Raw genomic sequence first — 19160 nt, 5'->3', positions numbered from 1 at the left:
TTCAGCGCGCGGCGAAGACGGCCGCCGCGGGAACGACCGTGACCCACGACACCAACGCCACCATCGCGGTGAAGAACTTCGCTCGCGCCCGCAGCACCGGCATCGCGGCATCGAGATCCGCCGACCACACCCGCACCAGCGTGCTGCCCACGAACCCGAGCGCGATCAGCACGCCGGCCCCGTAGGGCACCAGACTCCAGATCCCACCGCGCAGGGCCAGGGTCCCGCCGGCCACCATCAGCGCACCTACCAGCACCCGGGTGAACGACTCGATCAGCGAGGTCCGCAGCCCCAGCGCCCGCACGGAGGTCAGGATGTCGTGTTCGGCGTCCTCGGGGATGTCCTCGGCGGTATTGATCGAGAACAGCCCCGTGAGCGTCAGGCCCATTCCGAGGATCGCCACCAGTGCCGCGACTTCGATGCCACGGTCGTAGAGCCGCAGCACGACCAGGCCGGGAAAGACCATCGTCATCAGATAGGTGAAGGGGATCTGCCAGAGCCCCGAGGCCTTGAAATGCCATGGTGGCAGCGAATATTGCAGCAGCAATACGGTTCCGAGCACGATCAGCGGCAGCAGATCCGGATGGCCGGTCGCCCACGTCAGATACAGCGCGGACACGCCGATGAATGCGGTGGTCGCGTAGATCTGGCGGGCCACGAACCGCACCCCGAGATCACGCACCATCCGCGAGAACTTCGATTTGTAGTCCACATCCACCCAGCGGTCGGCCAGGCAGTTGGCGACGTGCAGCAGCTGGATCGCGGCGGCGAGCATGAGCGAGGCCACCAGCATCGGCACCGTCAGGATCTCGTCCCACGACCGCGCGCTGAACAGGACGTCGGCGGCCATGATGCCCACCGACATGGGAGCGATCTCCGGTCTGGTCAGCCACAGCGCGTAATGCAGCCGCAGAGGGACCGGCAGCGCGATGCCGTCTTCGCCCGGGCCGGGACTGAAGATGCGGTGCAGCTGCGCGCGCAGCGATCCGGCGGCGTAGTCTACGGTGCCTGCCACGGCGAATGTCCTTCCGGTGGGGCGGTTCTCATGGCCGCGACGCGCGTGCCTTCGCGATGCTGCGGCGGAAGAACGGTCGCGCGAAATCTTCCGGGATATTGGCCCAGCGCAGGAAGAACGCGGTCAGCGGATCGACGGTGATGTGGGCCCGGCCGCGTTCCATTCCGCGCACGGCGACCTCGGCGACCCGGTCGGCCGGCATCGGCGCGATCGACCCCGTGATGGCCTTGGTTTCGGCAGGCTTGCGCAGATTCTCGCGCAGCAGGCCGGGGGTATCGGTGTCGGCCGGATACAGCACCGATACCGAGATCCCGTGCGGCTCGGCCTCGTAGCGCAGGCACAGGCCCAGCTGTCGTACGCCGGCCTTGGTCGGCCCGTAACTCGAGTAGCCGACGATGCCGAGAAATGCCGAGGTGGAACTGAGCAGCAGGATATTGCCGCGACCGCGTTCGACCATTCCGGGGTAGACGCTACGCACGGCGTATACCGAGCCCAGGTAATTGGCCTGCATCTGGATATCGAACTCGTCGTCGGCCAGATCGAGGAACCGGCCCGGCAGGGTGAGCCCGGCACAGCACGCCAGGACGGCGCAATCGCCCTGCCGCGCTTCGAGATCCTTGATCGCGGCGGCAAGCCCGGCCCGGTCGGTGACATCGGCGACGGCCCATTCGGCGCCGATGCGCCGCGCGGTGGCCGCCAGCACCGCTTCGCGCCGCGCGATGATCGACACGCGCGCGCCGCGGCGGGCGAAGGCAGTCGCCACGGCGGCGCCGATCCCTTCCGAGCCGCCGGTCACGATGACATGACGGCCGGTCCAGTCCACGCTCACGCGTCGTCTCCCGGTGCTGCGGCGAGGACGCCCAGCCGGTCACGCCAGGCCACATAGGCGCCGGCCGTGCCGTCCTGCGGGACGTCGGCGAAGGCGCGATCGATGAGCGCGGCGGCCTCGTCGATGCCGCGTCCGGTATAGGTGCGCACGGCGACGTGGGTATGCGCGGTGGCACTGTCGGCCTGCTGCCGGATCTTGGCGACCATGGCCGCGCCGGCGGCCAGCTGGGTCCGGAATTGCGGCACGCGGGCCAGGATCGCCTCCAGATCGGCGACCTCGACCCCGCCGGCGAACGTGGTGGCGATGCCGATGCCGTCCCAGAGGTCGGGGTGGCGGGTGCTGTCGAATTCCTCGATCATCTTCGCCACCCCGTCGACCGAGCCGCCGCCGATGAACCACAGCGCCCGGCCGATCCCCTGATCGATGGCGCGGTGCAGGGGCGCCGGATCACCCATCCACCGCGGCAGGCGGTTGTCGACGTAGTGGCGGCCGACCCATTTCTCGGTGTGGAAGAAGGCGTTGTAGAAGCCGTACCCGTCCAGGGCCAGCCATCGATAGCTCTCGTGTTTCGGGAGAGTCTTGCGCCACAACGCTTTCGGGATCCGGCCCATCGCCAGGCCCACCCCGACGTACATGGTCAGATCGTGTTTCGCGGCCGGACCGGCGATCAAATCGTGCGCGCGGCGGCCGAACGGGGTGATCGAGTCGACGGCGGCCAATCCCGTCGCGGCGCCCTCGAACGCGAAACCTCGATACTGCTCCGGCAGTGCGGCGATCGTGGCGATCACCTCGTCGTTGTTCTTGCTGCGCACCGCCATATCGATACTGGAGGCCAGATGGGTGGCGACACGTTCGAGTTCGGCGGCGGTGGCCGGGCTGGGGGCCGCGAATCCCGGTCGGTTCAGCGGCGGTTCCTGGGAGCCGGTGCCGAGCAGGAGGGAGCGGACCGGTCCGAAGACGGAAGGCATGGTGGTCTCGATTCTGTTGCTGCGAAGTGCTTTTCGGTCAGGAGGGGACCGGCGCGGGTTCGGGTGCGGGCAGTGGCTCCTGGATCGGCACCGGAACCGGATCGCGGTCGAATTCGGCGCGGCGGGCGAGCCGTTCGCGGATATTGCGCGACCACCAGTAGACGCCGCGGGCGGCACAGACGATCACGAGGGCGAAGAACAGCCCGAACGACACGTGCAGCACCATCAGGATCCCGTACATGATGCCGACCGATGCCCCGAACGCGATTTGATTGCGGGTGCCGAAGGGTGAGGTCGCGGGGTCGGTGATCATGTAGTTGGTGTAGAGCACGAACGCCAGACCGGTGATCGGCGTCAGCGCGGCAATCATCGAGATATCCGGTTCGAACAGGCCGCGCAGCACGGCCTGCAGGACGAATGCCGCCAGCCAGGCGAGGATCAGCGGCGTTTTCTTGGTGAGCTTGGCGTTCAACATGGTTCCGGCCATCAGCAGGCCCAGGACGATCAGCGCGTCGGCCGCTCCCGAGATGTTCTCCACGAAGTGGTACGGACCGACGATCGCGATCTGCGGAAAGAGCAGAAGCGATACGACGATCCCGAAATTCGACGGGTTCATGAAGTGTTTCATCTTGCCGTTGATCTTGGCCCGCAGCACCCATTTGGTGCCGACGGCGACGGTGATGCCGAACATGATCGGCAGAAATCGATCCGCCGCGTACATCAGGAAGTTGAAGGCCAAGCCGGTGATGTGCGCCGGCATCAGGAACACCATCAGCCCGCGTAACCCGTTACCGAGATATCCCGGCCGCCGCCGATAGGCCCACGCGGCAAGGGTTTCCAGTAACAGTTCGACGACGTAAGCGGTCGCCGCGGACAGGAACGGCCACAACCACGGCTGCTCGAAACCGAGCCAGAGGAAGCCGAGGATATTGAAGAATGTCAGCGAGGCCGCGAAGTTGCGCAGGGCGAGATAACGCGGATCCCGCCCCTCCTTGTCGACGCCGATGATCCTTCGCCACCGGGGCAGCTCCGAACGATCGGGAGCGTCGCCGCTGTGATCGGTATTCTGTGCGCTCACCGGGTGACCTCCCGCGCGTCGGAATCGAGAACCAGGGTGTGGCGGCCGGGCTGCAGTTGCAGCTGCTGGGTGTGGAATCCGCCGTGGTTGTCGCGCCAGCTCAGCGTGACCGGCAGTGGTGTCGCGGCGTCGATCTCGCCGAGACCCAGGTGGATTTCGGTGGCGCGCTTGCCGGCGTGGCCGCTGCCGCCGTCGAGCTGGGCCACATGCGGTTTCCCGTCCGGAGTGGTGACGGTGACCTCCGCGCCGAGGGCGGGGGAGCCGAGGATCGGCTGACCGGCGATCGTGGTGCCCCCCGAGGCGGTGTTGGTGGGCGGGGTGAACAGGCGCAGGCCGAGATACTGCCCGAGATCGGGAGAATCGTTGCGGTAGTAGACCGGTGCCTCCCACTGGCGCGCGACGGCGAAGCTCAGCCGTCCGGTGCCGGTGGAATCGCCCACCGCGATACCCCTGGTCGGGGTCGCCGCGAAGACGTTCAGAGCGGGTGAGATGTTGGTGAAATTGCCGTCGGCGTCCTGGACGAAGAAGCCCATCCGGTTGTTGCCGGCCAGATCCGAGTCGGCGGTGTACTTCGGCCAGGCCCAGGGATATTTCGTCAGATCGTCGTTCATCGTGGCCATCTCCTGCACCTGCGGCCAGCGCGTGGTCTTGCCTTTGAACATCCCGTTGCTCTGCACGATCTGCGGACGGCCGCTGTTGTCGAAGTCGTCGATCTTGGTGTCCCACGACCAGCCGTCCCAGGCCAGGCCCTTGCGCACCGATTCGTTGCGGAAGGGAGCGACACCCGAATTCAGCTTCTCCGCGGCTTCTTTCGGGTTTCGGGCGGTGTTCATGAAGGCGAGGTTCGCCTCGACGATGCCCCACCGCTGCGCGATATTGCTTACGAACAGGTCGGGCATACCGTCACCGTCGAGGTCGCCGAAGTCCGCGCCCATGCCTTTGAACGAATCATGGCCCAGCACGAAGGATTTCGGATCGGTGGGCCCGCGCGTGCCCTCGGCGAGGGTGAACCTGATCGCACCGGGGGTCGAGCGGTTCACGAACAGCCGGTCGGGTCCCATATCGTTGGCCACGTACAGCGACGGCAGGCCGGTGCCGGTCAGATCCTGGGTGGCGGTCGCGATGGTCCAGCCGTTGGTGGTGCCCTCCGGGAAGGCGTTGAACACTTCGCGGTAATCCACGGTGGGATCGGCGCCGCCGGTGGCGCGCTGGAAGGTGAGCAGGTGGTCGCTGCCGGCGTTGGTCGCCTTGGAGAACGACTCGTTGAGCGTCAGGCTGTGGGTGCCGTCCGGGCCGATGAAATCGCTGTCGGGAAAATAGTTTCCGATGAAGACGCTCGGGTTGCCGCTGCCGTCGAAATCGGCGACGGATGCGGCGAGGGTGAACCAGCGCGCCCCGTGATAACTCCCGTCGGGAGCCGCGGCGGAGGGCACCAGCTCGACCGGTTTGAACGCGCTGTTGTCCAGTTTCGCGGCGCCGGCACGCGGCAGGAACACGATCGGCGTGCGGCCGCCGTAGTACACCAGCAGGCCCATTCGGCCGGAATGGTCGAAGTCGCCGGGGATGCATCCGGTCGGTGCCATCTTGTCGTCGGTCGGCAGCGGGGCCGGATTCAGGACGAAGGGGGCGTAGCGGGTGGTGTCGCTGTCGGGCGCCGGGGTGACGATCACCGAATCGGACCGCGAGTCGACCAGGCACAGATCGTCGGCCTTGCCGTTGCCGTCGATGTCGTTGATCGCCACCGCCGAGTTGACCGACGACATCCACGCCACCACGTGTTCGTAGCGGGGCTCGATATGGCGGATCGTGCGCTGGGGCAGCCCCGGTGGTAGCGCGATCGGCATCTCGGTGAAGTGGAATCGGTGCGCCGCCGCTCCGTTCGGATCGTCGGATACCGGTGCGACCATGGCCGAATGCGCGGGCACCAGCAGAATTCCCATCAGCGCGAGGGATGCCAGCGGCACCAGCGCTTTGCGTAGCAGAGAGGTCGAGACGGGCAGTTTCACGAGTTCGGGCCCTCTTCCGTGGTGAAGCCGTCGAATATCCGGCGCAGGGTGCTCAGTGCCACGTCGAGCTGGTCCTCGGTGTGGCGGCAGTTGACGAAGAATCGCAGGCGCGCCTGGCCGGCGGGGACGACCGGATGGCCGATCGCATTCGCCATCACGTCGTGCTCGAGCAGTTGCATCGACGCGCGCACCGCCGGTTCGTCGGCGCCGGTGATGATCGGCGTGACGGGGGTACCGGCGCCATTGCCGGTGTCGAAGCCCAATTCTCTTGCGCGCGTGAGGAAATACCGGCTGTTGTGACGCAGCGCGGCGACCCGCTGCGGTTCGTCGTGCAGGACGGCCAGCCCTTCCAATGCTGCCGCGGCGGCCGACGGTGCGGGTGAGGCGGTGTACATGCTCAGACCGGCGGCGGAGTATTTGAAGCCGTCCACCAGTTCCCGGTTGGCGGCCAGATACCCGCCGACGCTGCCGAGCGCCTTCGACAGCGTGCCCATCCACACGTCCACGGCGTCGCCGGGCAGGTCGAACAGCTCGCGTGCGCCGAGGCCGCGCTCGCCGAGTACACCGAACGAATGCGCCTCGTCGATCATGACCGAACAGTCGTAACGCCGTGCGACCTCGATGATCTCGGGCAGCCGCACGATGTCGCCGTCCATGCTGTAAACACCCTCGAGCAGGACCATCGCGCGGTCGAAGGACCGCCGCGACATCCGCAGTATCGCTTCCAGCGAGTCGGGATCGTTGTGCCGGAACGTCACCCGCCGGCAGCCCGCCCATTCGGTGCCGGAGACGATGCTGTTGTGGATCAGCGAATCGCACACCGCCAGATCGCGTTTGCCGAGCAGGAAGGCCACCGCGGCGGCGTTGGTGAGGAATCCGCTGGAGGTCACGATCGCCGCGTCGGTGTCGTAGATGCGCGCCAGCTCGGATTCGAGCTCACGGTAGAGCGGAAGTTCACCGGCGACCAGCCGCACCGCGGCCGCCGAGGTGCCGTAGGTATCGATCGCGGCCGCCGCGGCGGCCTGCACCCGCGGTTCCGCGGCCAGATCCAGATATCCGAAACTGCTGAAGTTCAGCATGTCCCGGCCCGCGAAGCGGGTCCGCGCCCCGCTGACACCCTCGTGCGGCAGGTAATACGGGTTCAGCACTCCGGCCGCGGTGGCCCAACTGTCGAACCGCGCCCACTTCTCGGCCGCCTCGACCACGCCCGGGTGGTCGCGGAAATCGGTGCGGCGCACCGGTGTTTCGGTCGTCGTCGCGACGGTGACCGCCGCGGTGGCCGCGGTCTGCGCGCCGCCGCTGCCGGGATCGTGTTTGGACATCAGGGCCCGGGCCACCGCCCGCGCATCCATACTGTCGGTCGTCATCGGGCTCCTCACGCTGCCGTACGGTCGGACGTTGCTTCTTCCTGGGCGATCTGGGCGGCGATCTTCATCCCGAGACCGGCCAGCGACAGGCCGGCGCCGATGGACAGCACCGACATCTTCACGCCGAGGCTTTTCACCACACGCGCGCCGAATTCCATGGCCATCAGCGAATCGAGGCCGAGTTCGCTGGTGGGTGTCGCCAGATCCACGGTGTCGGCATCGACGCCGAGCACGATCGCCAGTTGCTCGGCGAGCAGACAGGCGACCACCTCGCCGCGCTGTTCGGAATCCAGTGCCAGAATTTCCGCGCGCAGCGCGCCGACGCCGGCCGCGCCGCCCCCGGCGGCCGCGACCAGTTCGGCGAAGCGTGGTGCGCGTGCCGAGGATCGGTGCGCCAGCGCCCATTGGCTCCAATCGATGTCGAGGATCGCGCACTGGGTGACCGGCAGCCGCAGGGTTTCCCACAGCAGCGCGGTCGCGAAATCCATGTCCAGGGAGCCGTAACCGGTCATCTCGGCATAGCGCGTCACCGCCCGCGAATCGGCCATCCCGCCGTCGCCGCGCATGAACCCCCAATCCACCGAGATCGCCGCCAGTCCCTGCGCGCGCCGCGTCCAGGCCAGGGTGTCCAGGACGGAATTCGCTGCGGCATAACCCAATTGGGGCGAGAGCCCGGCGATTCCGCTGGCCGAGGCGTAGAGGACGAACAGGTCCAGGTCCAGTCCGGCGGCACGGGTGGCCCGGTCGAGATTGAGCGCACCGAGCACTTTCGGCCGGAATATCTCGTGCAGCGATTCCGGAGTGACCTCGGGTATCTCGGTGTTGTTGACCACGCCCGCCGCGTGGACGAGTCCGCGTAGCGGTGCTCCGTCGGCGGCGATCCGGTCCAGCAGAGCCGCCACGGCGTCGTAGTCGGCGACATCGACCCGTTCGGCGCGCACCCGTACTCCGTCGGCGGCGAAGCGGGCGAGTTGTGCGCGGGCGGCCGCGGTGCGAGCGCCGCCGCGACCCACCAGAACCAGATTGCGGGCGCCGCGACGCACCAGCTGCCGGGCCGTCGCCAGTCCGAAGGCGCCGAATCCGCCGGTGACGAGATAGCTCGCCGCCGGGTCGATGTCGACCTCGCGGGGCAGATGCCGGACCTGCGGGTGGTCCGCGCGCAGATCCAGTGCCACCCGCCCGATCTGCGCCGAGCGAGCGACCGTCTCGAAGGCCGCGGTCAGCTCGTCCAGGCCGAAGACGGTATTCGGCAGCGGCGTGTACTCGCCCGCACGCAGGGCCTGCACCACGCGCCGCGCGGCCCGCCGGACCTGCTCCGGGCGGCGGGCGAGGATGCGGTCGATATCGACGGCGAAGAACGACAGGTTGCGGTCGAAGGGCCGCAGATCGATGGTCCCCGATCCGTAGATGTCGGCCTTGCCGATATCGACGATGCGGCCGAATTCTCCCGCGACCCGGAAGTTCTGCCGCAGGATCTCACCCGGCGCCGAACTGTAGACCACATCGGCGCCCGCGCCACCGGTCAGTCGCAGCACCTCGTCGACGAATCCGATCGACCGCGAGGACAGTACCTCGTGGGCGCCCGCCGCCCGCACCCGTTCGCGGCGCTCGGCGGTGCCCGCGGTCGCGATGACCCGGGCGCCGAGCCGCAGCGCGACCTGGAGCGCCGCCATACCCATACCGCCGGCCGCGCCGTGCACGAGTACGGTCTCACCCGGTTGCACGCGCGCCAGCTCCCGCAACCCGATCTCAGCGGTGAACAGCGGCATGACCGAGGTGCAATGCAGCGGATCGAAGGTGCCGGGCTCGAAGATGTCCATCACGGTGGTGGCGCCGGTATCGGTGCGCAGGGTGACGAACTTGCGCACGATTCCGGGTGCGACGACGAAGATCTCGTCGCCCGGCGCGATCCCGGTCACCGCGCTGCCGACCCGTTCGACGACGCCGTATCCGTCCATCCCGATCTCGGTGCCGAAGAAGGTGCCCTCGAGTTCACGCTCGGTGAGCACACCGAGCACCTTCAGCGCGTCCTTGTAGTTCAGGCCCACCGCCCGCATCCGGATCTCGACCTCGTCCGGGCCGGGGGCGACTCGGTCCGCGGTGGCGAGGGCCAGATCGGGAAGCAACCGCGACCGCGGGATGTCGAGTCGATACGACTGCTGCGGATCCACCAGCGGCGCAGGGGTTTCCCACTCCCGGATATGCGCCGGGAGAGTGTGCCGCCAGCGAATCGTCCAGCACGCACCGGCCCGCAACGCCACCTCGTCGATGCTGGTGTCGGCGTAGATTCGTTCGATGATGTCGGCGGCGGGCGTGCCGGGTTCGGTATCGACGAGCCGCCAGTGCCCGGCCGGTAGTTCGTTGAGCAGTTCGCGGCGGGCGCCGGTGAGCGCCGCATGGTCGAGGCGGGCGAAATCGTCGATCGGCAGACACAACGCGTTCTCGGTGACGATCACACCCCGGACCTCGACCGCACCCGAATCCGTTTCGGCGAGAAGATGTTTCACCGCGCGGGCGACCTCTGCCGTGCCGTGTACGCCGGTGGCGGGGTCGAGATCCTCACCGGCGGCGACCACCACGCGCAGGCTGCCCGAGTCCCGCGCGGCGGTCCGGAACAGATCGGCGAGCGCGGCGGCGTCGTACGCCCCGGAGTGTTCACCGACCGTCACCGGCTCGACCGTTCGCGACGTGGCGATCTCCTTGGCGCGCTGGCAGATCTGCGCCCCGAGATTGATCACCACGAACGCCTCGTCCGGAGCCGGGGCGGCCGCGGGGTCGCCGCTGTCGGTGACGATCTCCCAGACCGGTTCGTAGAACAGCTCGTCGAGCCGTTCGGTGAGTGAGCGTGTGGCGGTGAGGTTACGGAACCGCACCCCGAGCAGGCTCATCGCGACCGTGCCGTCGGGGGCGGCGATCCGGATGTCGGCACGCAGCGCGTCGGCCGGATCGCGCGTCACGACCACCACCGGATCCTCCGGCAGGGGGCCGTGTCGGCGGACTCCCGATATCGACGCGGGAACGACGACATCGTCGTCCGAATCGGGCTGCGGGCCGGACTTGTTCGCGTACAGCGCCGCGAAGCACTGCAGCGCGGCATCGACGATGGCCGGGTGCGCCAGATGGCGGTGGCAGCGATCGCGATCGCTGCCGTCGACGCGGGCGAGGACGGTGTCGGCGCCGACGGCGATGTGGCGTAACCGGCGGAAGGCGGGACCGTATCGGAGTCCGTGTGCGGCCATTCGCTCGTAGACGGTGTCGCTGGCGATCTCGACCGCATCGGGTGCGGGATCGGTGTCGATGCGACAGGAGTCGACATCGGCCTCGACGAGCCGGCCGTAGGCGTTGACCGTCCAGTCCGAGCCGGTGGCGGGGCGGGATCGGATCGTGAAACGCCGGGTGCTCTCCTCCACGCCGATCCGCACGACCGGTACATCGTGGTCGTCGATCACCAGCGGGCTGACGAATTCGACCCCTTCCAGGCCGAAGGTGTCGCGGCCGGTGCGCGCGGCGACCGCACTGAGCGCGGCGTCGAGGTAGGCGGCGCCGGGCAGCACGACCGCCTGCGCGACCACATGGTCGTGCAGCCACGGCAGATTCGATACCGACAGCTGCACCTCCCATTCCGGTGCGGTGGCCGCGGTGCGGTCGCCGAGCAGGGCGTACCCGCCGGGCGTGCCGAGCCGGTCGAGTTCGGTCTCCGGCTGCTGCGACCAGATGCGCCGGCGCTGCCATGGATAGCGTGGCAGGTCCAGATGCGGTGTGGCCGTGTCGATTCCGGCCGGCAGCCGGTCACCGTCGAGCGTTCCCGCGCGGTAGAGGTCGGCGAGGGCGTTGTGCAGATTCGCGTGGTCGTCACCACCGCGGGCCAGTGTCGGCACGGCGGCCCCGGTCACGCCGTGATCCAGCAGGATTTCGCGGATGCTGCCGCTGAGGACGGGATGCGCACCGATCTCCAGGAACACCCGGTGCCCGTCGGCGAGCATCGTGGCGACGGTGTCGGCGAACCGTACCGTGTCGCGCACATTGTGGCACCAGTAGTCGGCATCCCAATCGTCACCGGTCGCGCGCTGTGCGGTGACCGTGGAGTAGGCCGGAATCGTGGCCGCCGCGGGGGACAGGGCCGCGAGTTCGGTGCGCAGCTCGTCGAGAACGGGATCCATGCGGCGACTGTGATACGGCACTTCCACCCGCAACATCCGTGCGAACGTGCCGTCGGCGGTGAGGCGGTCGGCGAGGTCGCGCAGTACCGTCACATCGCCTGCCAGTGTGACCGCCGAGGGACTGTTCACCGCCGCGATATCGATGCCGGAGGCGTCTGCCGTCAGTTCCCGCGCCTCGGCCTCCGCGAGACCGACGGCCAGCATGCCGCCGGTGTGCGCGGTGGTGGCCTGCAACCGGGAACGGTGATAGCTCACCGCGACCGCCTGCGCCGCTGTCAGCGAACCGGATACGTAGGCAGCGGTCACCTCGCCGACGCTGTGACCGACCACCGCGGCCGGACGGATCCCCAGCGCGGCCAGCTCGGCCGTGAGCGCTGCCTGCACGACGAAGTTCGCCGGCTGGGCGATCTCGGTGCGGGTGATCCGCGAATCGTCTTCGTCACAGAGCAATTCCGCGAGAACCGACCAGCCGGCCAGTGCCCGGAACTCTCGATCGATCTCGCGAGCGGCGGCGGCGCCGGGACCGTCGGCTTCGAGCAGAGCCCGGCCCATCGCCCACCACTGCGGCCCCATTCCGCTGAACACGAACACCGGATCCGTGCTCCCCTCGGAGATCGCTCGTGCGGGTGTCCGGCCGCCACCGGCCGCGAATTCGGTCAGCTGCGCTCGGAGATCGTCGCCGTCGGTGTAGACGAAGGCCGTGCGCAGCGGGTGGTGTGCGCGCCGCACCCATGCCGCGGCGGTCAGGTGGTGCGGCGGCACCGCATCCGATGCCACGCACAGCTCGGCCGCCAGCACGCGCAGCGCGGACTCGTTTCGCGCCGACAACGGCAGGACGGGCAAAGACGATGCGGTGCGGGCTGGTTCGGCCGTCTCGGGCGCCGGCCCGATCAGCACATGCGCGTTGGTTCCGCCGTAGCCGAAGCTGTTGACGGCGACCACCGGGAGTCGCAGCGGTTCGGCGCGCAACGGCACCCGCAGGCCCAGGCCGTCGAAATCGATCTCCGGATTGGGCTTGTCCAGCCGTGCCTGCGGGGCGATCGTGCGGTGATGCACGGTGAGCGCGGCCTTGATAACGCCGGCGACGCCCGCCGCGGCCTCGGTGTGCCCGATATTGTTCTTCACCGACCCGACCGGCAGCGCCTCCGTGCGTTCCGGCACGGCCCCGTACACCGCGCCCAGCGCGGTCATCTCGATCGGATCGCCCACCGGAGTTCCGGTGCCGTGCGCCTCGACGAAGCCGATGTCGTGCGCGGCGATCCCCGCCTGCTGCCGCACCCGCTCGGCGAGCTGCTGCTGCGCAACCGGATTCGGGACCGGCACGGCCAGGGTGCGGCCGTCCTGATTCACCCCGCTGCCGCGCACCACGGCGTAGATGCGGTCGCCGTCACGGACCGCCGCGTCGAGCGGTTTGACGACGATCGCACCGGCACCTTCACCGCGGCCGTACCCGTCGGCGTCGGCGTCGAAGGATTTGCAGTGCCCGTCCACGGCCAGGAACCGGCCCTTGCACATGGAGACGAACGTCTCCGGCTGCAGCATCGCGTTGGTGCCCCCGACGATCGCCGCCGAACATTCTCCGGTCTCCAGCGCTCGCACGGCCTGGTGCAGCGCCACCAGGGAGGACGAACATGCGGTGTCGATGGTCATGGTCGGCCCGTGCAGATCGAGCAGGAACGCGATCCGGGCCGAGAGCAGCGTGTGCGAGGAACTGGTCGGGGTGTGCGAATTGATCGAGGCGCGAACGACATTGCGGCTCACCGCGTTGTCCATCATGAAGCCGCCGACGAATACGCCGATGTCGCGCCCGCCGACCCGCCCGGCCATCCCGCCGTCGTCGAGTGCCTCCCAGGCCACTTCGAGCAACAGCCGCTGCTGCGGGTCCAGGATGGCGGCCTCGCGCTGGGAGATGCCGAAGAAGTCGGCGTCGAAATCCCACAGCGATTGCGTCAGGAAGCCGCCGTGACGGGTGTACATGCGCCCGGGGGCGTCGGGATCCGGGTCGTAGAACTTGTCGAGACTCCACCGATCGGCCGGGACCTCGACGACGCCGTCGCCGCGGCGGAGCACGAAATCCCAGAACGAGTCCGGACCGTCGATACCGCCGGGAAAACGACAGCCGATCCCGACGATTGCTGCATCGGACATTGCGCGGTCCTCTGATTGTCTGCACCGAGTCGTGCACATGTGCACGGAAGCGGTCGAACCATTCATATACGAACAACAGGGAGCATAGATACGAACCGCTCGCGGCGGTTGGAGAATTGTCGAAAGTCGTTGTGCGAGTTGACCCGAGGGTATGGTGCGCTGAATTTTCGAAATGACATCCGGCCTGCTGACAGTGTTATTTTCGGGCTGACGATGTTATTTTCCGGAGCTCGACAGTGATTATGTCGGAGCCATGACAATGTTATTTGCGGCCATCTGCGCCATATGATCGAACAATGACATCGTTATCGGCCGGCGTGCGCGCCGGGCCCGGTGAAATAACAATGTCACCGCGATTCATGACATTGTTATTCGGGTACATTCAGCCGTCATGAAATCCGGTGAATTCGCGCTCGATCCGGGAGCCGACCCGATTACCGACCCCGCCTGGCTGCGCGGGTTCGTCGACCACTACATCGCCGGGTGGAACGCCGGTGACGCCGCCGCCGTCGCCGCCTGCGTCAGCGAGGACACCCGCTGGCTCGACCCGTCCGAAGAACGTGTCATGATCGGCCGGTCCGCGGTCGCGGCATTCGTCGACGACACCGTGCGCTCGTTTCCGGATGTGGCCTATCGCCTCGTGTTCGAGCCCGCCGTCACCGCCGACGGGCTGGCCGCGATCGTGCCGTGGCGGATGACCGGCACCAATACGGGGCCGATCGATCCGCCCGGATTCGCCGGTACCGGCAAGAAGTTCGACCTGTTCGTGGTCGACATCTGGCAGTTTCGCGAGGGGCTGATCTGGCGTAGCAAGGCCACCTGGGACCTGAACGAACTGTTGCTGCAACTCGAACTGCTACCCAAGCGCAACGGTTTCGCCGAACGCGCGATGGCTCGCATGCAGCGCGCCGGCGTGCGGCTGCGCCGCCGGTCAGGACGTGGGTGAGAGCACGCGCTCCACCGCGCGGTGCACCGAACGCTGCACCCACTCGGGATCGGCGCCCATGCCGATCATGATGTTCACGATCGAGGGCAGCAGTACCTCGCCGACGCCCTCGTCTCCGTAGAGCCCGGCCATGTCCAGCTGGATGAAACCGTAGAGACCCGTCCAGAATTGGGCCGCCGCCGCCCGTGCGTTCTCCGCGCGAACCAGGCCGGCGTCGAGGGCGCGCTGGGTCGCCCGCACCACGTGGTCGAAACTCTCGGCGAAGTTGTCGAAGTCCGAATCACCGGTACCGGACAGGATGTTGCCGCGATGCAGCTTCACCTCCGCCCTGGGTGATTCGGTGGCGAACATCAGGCGGAACAGTTCGGGTTTGCGCAGCGCTTCGTCGCGAAAGACGAAGCCCAGTACCAGAATGTCGGTGATCGGGTCGTCGGTGCACCCACACTCGGCCAGCCGGGCCGAGAGCTGGGCGAATCCGGCCGAGCCCACCGCGCGCAGCAGTCCGGGCATTCCGCTGAAATTGGAGTAGATCGCCATGGTCGACACTTCGCAGATCCGCGACACTCGTCGCACGGTCAGGGAGGTCAGGCCCTCCGCGGAGATGAGTTGAATAGTCGCGTGGATCAAGCGATCTCGTAACGACTGTGCCACCGCGGCACCGGATTCACAGGCAGTCGCGCTCATGCCGCCGCCACCGTTCGCAGTTCGGCGGCGGTGATGTCCTCCAGGGAGCGGCGCCGCGTCTCCACGATGTAGACCACCGCCGCGATCGTCGCCAGCGCGATCGGCACCGCACTGATCACGGCCATGACGCTGATCGAGGGCGCGGCCACCGCCAGCACCACCAGTGCGATCACACCGACGCCGCCGGCCTTCGTCATGGCCGCCGCGACACCGCTGCCGCGCGAGCGGATCCGGGTCGGGTAGATCTCCGCACCGTAGGCGACGATCACCGCCACGATCGAGCTGGAACCCCAGATGGGCACTACCAGAAGGATATTGAGCAGCAGCCGGTGGTCGGCCACATGGTCGCCGAGTATCACGAATCCGGCCAGGGTCACCGCCAGCAGCGCGCCCAGCGTGATGAGGGTCCATTTGGTGGAACGGTGATAGCAGTAGGCGACGGCGAAGTTCAGCGGGAATCCGATCAGGGCGGAATCGCGCAGGATGCGATCGGCGGTCACATCGCTGAACCCGAGATTGCGCAGGTTGGTCGGCAACCACAACTGGAATCCGTAGGTGACCAAGCCGACCCCGAGCCCGATCAGTGACAACACCACGGTGACACCGAGATACGGCCGCCGCAGCAGTTGTCCGAACCCGTCGCGCACACCGTCCTCGGCGGCCAGTTCGCTGTGCTCGACCGGGACGATCTCGGCGTTGTAGGTGCGCAGCACGTCTTCGGCCTCGCGGTGACGGCCGACGGCCAGCAGGTAGCGCGGCGATTCCGGGATCCAGCGCACCAGCAGCACCAGCAGGAATCCTGTCGGCAACCCGAGCAGCCACAGGCTGCGCCAGCTGTAGGTGTGCCCGATGGTCGACGAAAGCCAGCTGGTGACGATGTAGGCGCCGGCGATGTCACCGCCGATCAGCACCAGCAACCAGCCGCGATGCCGGGCCGGGATGGTCTCCGAGAGAAGCGTGAACGCGATCGGCAACATCCCCCCGGCGCCCAGCCCCATGACGAAACACATCGCCACGTTCCATTCGAAACTGGGCATCGCGCCACAGATCGAGGTGCCCACGAAGAAGATTCCGGCCAGCAGGATGGCGGCCTTGCGTCCCATCCGGTCGCCGAGCCAGCCCCACAGGAACGAGCCGAGTACGGTGCCCGCGATGCCCGACAGCGGCAGCAACGCGACCGGCAGCGCGTCGACATGAGGGTTGGCCGATGTTCTCAGGTGGTATTCGGCGCCGACTCCGGGTACCACGAACGACAGTGTCGTCGGCTTCATCACATCGATGGTGATCGCGGCCGCCATCACCAGCATCAGCACCACATGCACGCGGTTGATGGGGGCGTCGTCGAGGGCGCGCACCCGCAGCGCGACCACCCGGTGGTGCACCGACCGAGCCGGGAAAAGTCCGTAGGTGGTCAGCGCCAATCCGGCCACGATCAGCGCCATACCGCAGATCATCGCGGTGTCCATGGGCATTCCCGCCATGCGGTAGCCCATGTCCCGGGCCATCCGGAACATCGGCAGGTGCAGCAGCACTCCGCCGGTGGTGGCCGTCAGGCCCAGCCAGAACGCCCAGGTGCGCCGGCCGGCGCCGAGTGTGTCGGGTAAATGGGGAGATTCGACGGATTCCCTGCCCTGCATCACCGGATCCTCGTCTACTACATCAGCCGCCACCCCTCGGCCGTCGAACAGCTACCGGGCGGTAGCCTACACACGAAACGTGCAGATCGATGGCCTGTTTCGGAAGATCTAATGTGAAAAGCCTTCTCCGGAAATACTTTTCGCGTGGGGTATCGGCGAGCGGGCGCGGGCCTACCGCCGATGTCCCCGAGCGGGGCGCGTCAGCAGCAGTTTTGCGGAAATCCGGCGCCGGGCGGATGGCGCCGGCGCGCAGGGGGGTTCGGATTGTGTGCGACTCGGGCTAATCGGTGGTTACCGATCGCTGCGGTAGGTACGACAACACGCCGATTCTAGTGGCGGGCAGAAGGTCATACCTGCCAGTGGTGGGAACGGTCGGTGCCGGGGCGTGAGCGCGCGAGCCGCCCCGACGCGCGAGCCGCGTGACACCGAAACCGGTCGTACCCCGATGGCGGCGGACGAAACGCTCGATTCGGCCGCCGCCACGCTCGGTTTCGGAGCCGTCGGGTGTTATCGGGGAGACGGGGGTTCGGCGGATACGGCGGCGTTGTCGTCGGCCAGGCGGCCGTCCGCGAGCCGCAAGCGCCGGCTCACCCGCACCTCGGCGAGAAAGTGTTCGTCGTGACTGACGACCACGATCGCGCCCCGATAGGACTCCAGGGCGCCGACCAGCTGTCCGACACTCACCAGATCGAGGTTGTTGGTGGGTTCGTCGAGCAGCAGCAGTTGCGGCGCGGGTTCGGCGAACAGCACGCAGGCCAGTGTGGCCCGCAGTCGCTCCCCGCCGGAGAGGACGCCGACCGGCAGATGGGCGCGCGAGCCGCGGAACAGGAAGCGCGCCAACAGATTCATCCGCTGCGCGGCGGGCAGGTGCGGGGCGGCGGCGGCCAGATTCTCCGCCACGGTCCGGTCGGCATCGAGCAGGTCCAGCCGCTGGGACAGGTAGGCGATCCGGCCGTCGGCGCGGGTGACGGTACCGCTGTCGGGGGTGAGGTCGCCGTGCACGATGCGCAGCAGCGTGGACTTGCCCGCGCCGTTGGGTCCGGTCAAGGCGATGCGCTCGGGTCCGCGGACGGTGAGATCGGCGCCCTCGCCGGCGAACAACTCGCGCTCGCCGAAGCGGAACCGGATGTGCTCGGCGGCGAACAGCGTGCGGCCGGCCGGGACCTCGGTATCGGGCAGGTTCAGCACGATGCGCTGTTCTTCGCGCAGCGCCCGCCCGGCCTCGTCGAGGCGGTTCTTCGCGGCGTCCAGCCGGGCGCCGTGGGTTTCGTTCGCGCGACCCGCCGACTGCTGGGCATTGCGTTTCATGGTGCCGGCGAAGATCTTCGGCAGTCCGGCGTTGCCGAGATTGCGCTGCGCGTTGCTCGCCCGGCGCGCGGCGCGTTCGCGAGCCTGCTGCAATTCCCGCTTCTCGCGCTTGACCTCCTGTTCGGCGGTGCGGATGTTCTTCTCCGCCACCGCCTGCTCGGCCTGCACCGCCTGCTCGTAGTCGGTGAAACTGCCACCGTAGTAACGGATTTCGCCGTCGTAGAGTTCGGCGATGCGATCGGTGCGGTCGAGCAGGGCCCGGTCGTGGCTGACCAGCAGCAGGCAGCCGTTCCAGTCGGTGAGCACGTCGTAGAGCTGGTGGCGCGCCTCGAGATCGAGGTTGTTGGTGGGTTCGTCGAGCAGCAGCACATCCGGTCGCCGCAGGAGCTGCGCGGCCAGTCCGAGCGAGACGATCTGCCCGCCGCTGAGGGTGTGCAGCCGCCGGTCGAGCGGCAACGCGCCCAGCCCGAGCCGGTCCAGTTGAGCGCGCGTGCGTTCCTCGATGTCCCAGTCGGTGCCGATGGTGGTGAAGTGCCGCTCGTCGGTGTCGCCGGATTCGACGGCCGCCAGGGCGGCCAGCACCGGTGCGATGCCGAGAACTTCGGCGACCGTCAGCTCTCCGGTCAGGGGCAGATTCTGCGGCAGATATCCGAGAACGCCGTCGACGGTGATGCTGCCCGCCGAGGGGGTCAGTTCGCCGGCGATCAGGCGCAGCAGGGTGGTCTTCCCGGCGCCGTTGGGGGCGACCAGGCCGGTCCGTCCGCCCGGCACGCTGAAGGACAGATCCCGGAACACCGGGGTGTCGTCGGGCCAGGTGAACGACAGGTTCGAACAGACGATGAAGGCATCGGACATGGTGAGACCTCGAAAGTCGTTGCGGCACGGTGCGATCGCGCCGCAGGGTGATCGGGTGAACGACGACATGGCCACGTCGGCGGCGCCGCGCGCGCCTACCGGTGGCCGTGACTTCCGGGTCTATCCGGAGATGTCGAGTTCACCAACCATGTCTGGTCT

11 protein-coding genes are annotated in these 19160 nt (G+C 67.9%); 1 reads left to right on the top strand and 10 read right to left on the bottom strand.

What is annotated here, in order from left to right; translation table 11 throughout:
* Position 1 precedes the first annotated feature (1 nt).
* Genes ACPCUW_RS22060 through ACPCUW_RS22030 form a run of 7 tightly spaced genes read right to left on the bottom strand, consistent with a single transcriptional unit; the run spans position 2 to position 13571 of the window.
* The gene (locus ACPCUW_RS22060) at positions 2–1015 is read right to left on the bottom strand and encodes a hypothetical protein (RefSeq protein ID WP_423426806.1); all 1014 of its coding nucleotides are present in this window, start codon (positions 1013–1015) and stop codon (positions 2–4) included.
* Between the two features lie 28 nt (positions 1016–1043).
* A complete protein-coding gene (locus ACPCUW_RS22055; protein WP_169812476.1) occupies positions 1044–1844 on the bottom strand; it encodes an SDR family oxidoreductase in 801 nt (266 codons plus the stop codon).
* Positions 1841–2812 carry a DUF1702 family protein gene (locus ACPCUW_RS22050; protein WP_064908460.1) on the bottom strand — a complete coding sequence of 324 codons (972 nt, stop codon included), beginning with the start codon at positions 2810–2812 and terminating at the stop codon, positions 1841–1843. Before ACPCUW_RS22050 ends, ACPCUW_RS22055 begins: the two co-directional genes overlap by 4 nt.
* A 37-nt stretch (positions 2813–2849) precedes the next feature.
* Positions 2850–3890: an RnfABCDGE type electron transport complex subunit D gene (locus tag ACPCUW_RS22045; protein ID WP_104364348.1), complete on the bottom strand. Its 1041-nt coding sequence runs from the start codon at positions 3888–3890 to the stop codon at positions 2850–2852.
* The gene (locus ACPCUW_RS22040) at positions 3887–5896 is read right to left on the bottom strand and encodes a CRTAC1 family protein (protein WP_423426803.1); all 2010 of its coding nucleotides are present in this window, start codon (positions 5894–5896) and stop codon (positions 3887–3889) included. Before ACPCUW_RS22040 ends, ACPCUW_RS22045 begins: the two co-directional genes overlap by 4 nt.
* Complete coding sequence (locus ACPCUW_RS22035; RefSeq protein ID WP_305781030.1) at positions 5893–7263, bottom strand: aminotransferase class I/II-fold pyridoxal phosphate-dependent enzyme; 1371 nt, start codon at positions 7261–7263, stop codon at positions 5893–5895. Before ACPCUW_RS22035 ends, ACPCUW_RS22040 begins: the two co-directional genes overlap by 4 nt.
* An 8-nt stretch (positions 7264–7271) precedes the next feature.
* Positions 7272–13571, bottom strand: coding sequence for an SDR family NAD(P)-dependent oxidoreductase (locus ACPCUW_RS22030; RefSeq protein WP_423426801.1), 6300 nt, complete (start codon positions 13569–13571; stop codon positions 7272–7274).
* A gap of 391 nt (positions 13572–13962) precedes the next feature.
* Between ACPCUW_RS22030 and ACPCUW_RS22025 the strand changes: the two genes are divergently transcribed.
* A complete protein-coding gene (locus tag ACPCUW_RS22025) occupies positions 13963–14517 on the top strand; it encodes a nuclear transport factor 2 family protein (RefSeq protein WP_423426799.1) in 555 nt (184 codons plus the stop codon).
* Here the strand turns inward: ACPCUW_RS22025 and ACPCUW_RS22020 are convergent.
* From ACPCUW_RS22020 to abc-f, 3 genes are all read right to left on the bottom strand, one after another.
* Positions 14503–15201: a TetR/AcrR family transcriptional regulator gene (locus tag ACPCUW_RS22020; RefSeq protein WP_063018788.1), complete on the bottom strand. Its 699-nt coding sequence runs from the start codon at positions 15199–15201 to the stop codon at positions 14503–14505. The genes ACPCUW_RS22025 and ACPCUW_RS22020 overlap by 15 nt on opposite strands.
* Positions 15198–16838 carry an MFS transporter gene (locus ACPCUW_RS22015; protein ID WP_423426797.1) on the bottom strand — a complete coding sequence of 547 codons (1641 nt, stop codon included), beginning with the start codon at positions 16836–16838 and terminating at the stop codon, positions 15198–15200. Before ACPCUW_RS22015 ends, ACPCUW_RS22020 begins: the two co-directional genes overlap by 4 nt.
* Positions 16839–17345: 507 nt before the next feature.
* Entirely contained in the window at positions 17346–19001 is a 1656-nt protein-coding gene (abc-f, locus tag ACPCUW_RS22010; protein ID WP_305781033.1) for a ribosomal protection-like ABC-F family protein, read from the bottom strand.
* Between the last annotated feature and the right edge of the window lie 159 nt (positions 19002–19160).

It is taken from the genome of Nocardia sp. AB354, assembly GCF_049538315.1.
Taxonomy (GTDB): domain Bacteria; phylum Actinomycetota; class Actinomycetes; order Mycobacteriales; family Mycobacteriaceae; genus Nocardia; species Nocardia nova.
The sequence above is the reverse complement of the archived record's forward strand: the minus strand, read 5'-3'. Positions and strand labels throughout refer to the sequence as shown.

What these genes read in the sequence shown, in the direction of transcription:
- ACPCUW_RS22050 (WP_064908460.1), bottom strand. Translation starts at nt 2,812, where the DNA reads ATGCCTTCCGTCTTCGGACCGGTCCGCTCCCTCCTGCTCGGCACCGGC.
- ACPCUW_RS22035 (WP_305781030.1), bottom strand. Translation starts at nt 7,263, where the DNA reads ATGACGACCGACAGTATGGATGCGCGGGCGGTGGCCCGGGCCCTGATG.
- ACPCUW_RS22030 (WP_423426801.1), bottom strand. Translation starts at nt 13,571, where the DNA reads ATGTCCGATGCAGCAATCGTCGGGATCGGCTGTCGTTTTCCCGGCGGT.
- ACPCUW_RS22025 (WP_423426799.1), top strand. Translation starts at nt 13,963, where the DNA reads ATGAAATCCGGTGAATTCGCGCTCGATCCGGGAGCCGACCCGATTACC.
- ACPCUW_RS22020 (WP_063018788.1), bottom strand. Translation starts at nt 15,201, where the DNA reads ATGAGCGCGACTGCCTGTGAATCCGGTGCCGCGGTGGCACAGTCGTTA.
- ACPCUW_RS22015 (WP_423426797.1), bottom strand. Translation starts at nt 16,838, where the DNA reads ATGCAGGGCAGGGAATCCGTCGAATCTCCCCATTTACCCGACACACTC.
- abc-f (WP_305781033.1), bottom strand. Translation starts at nt 19,001, where the DNA reads ATGTCCGATGCCTTCATCGTCTGTTCGAACCTGTCGTTCACCTGGCCC.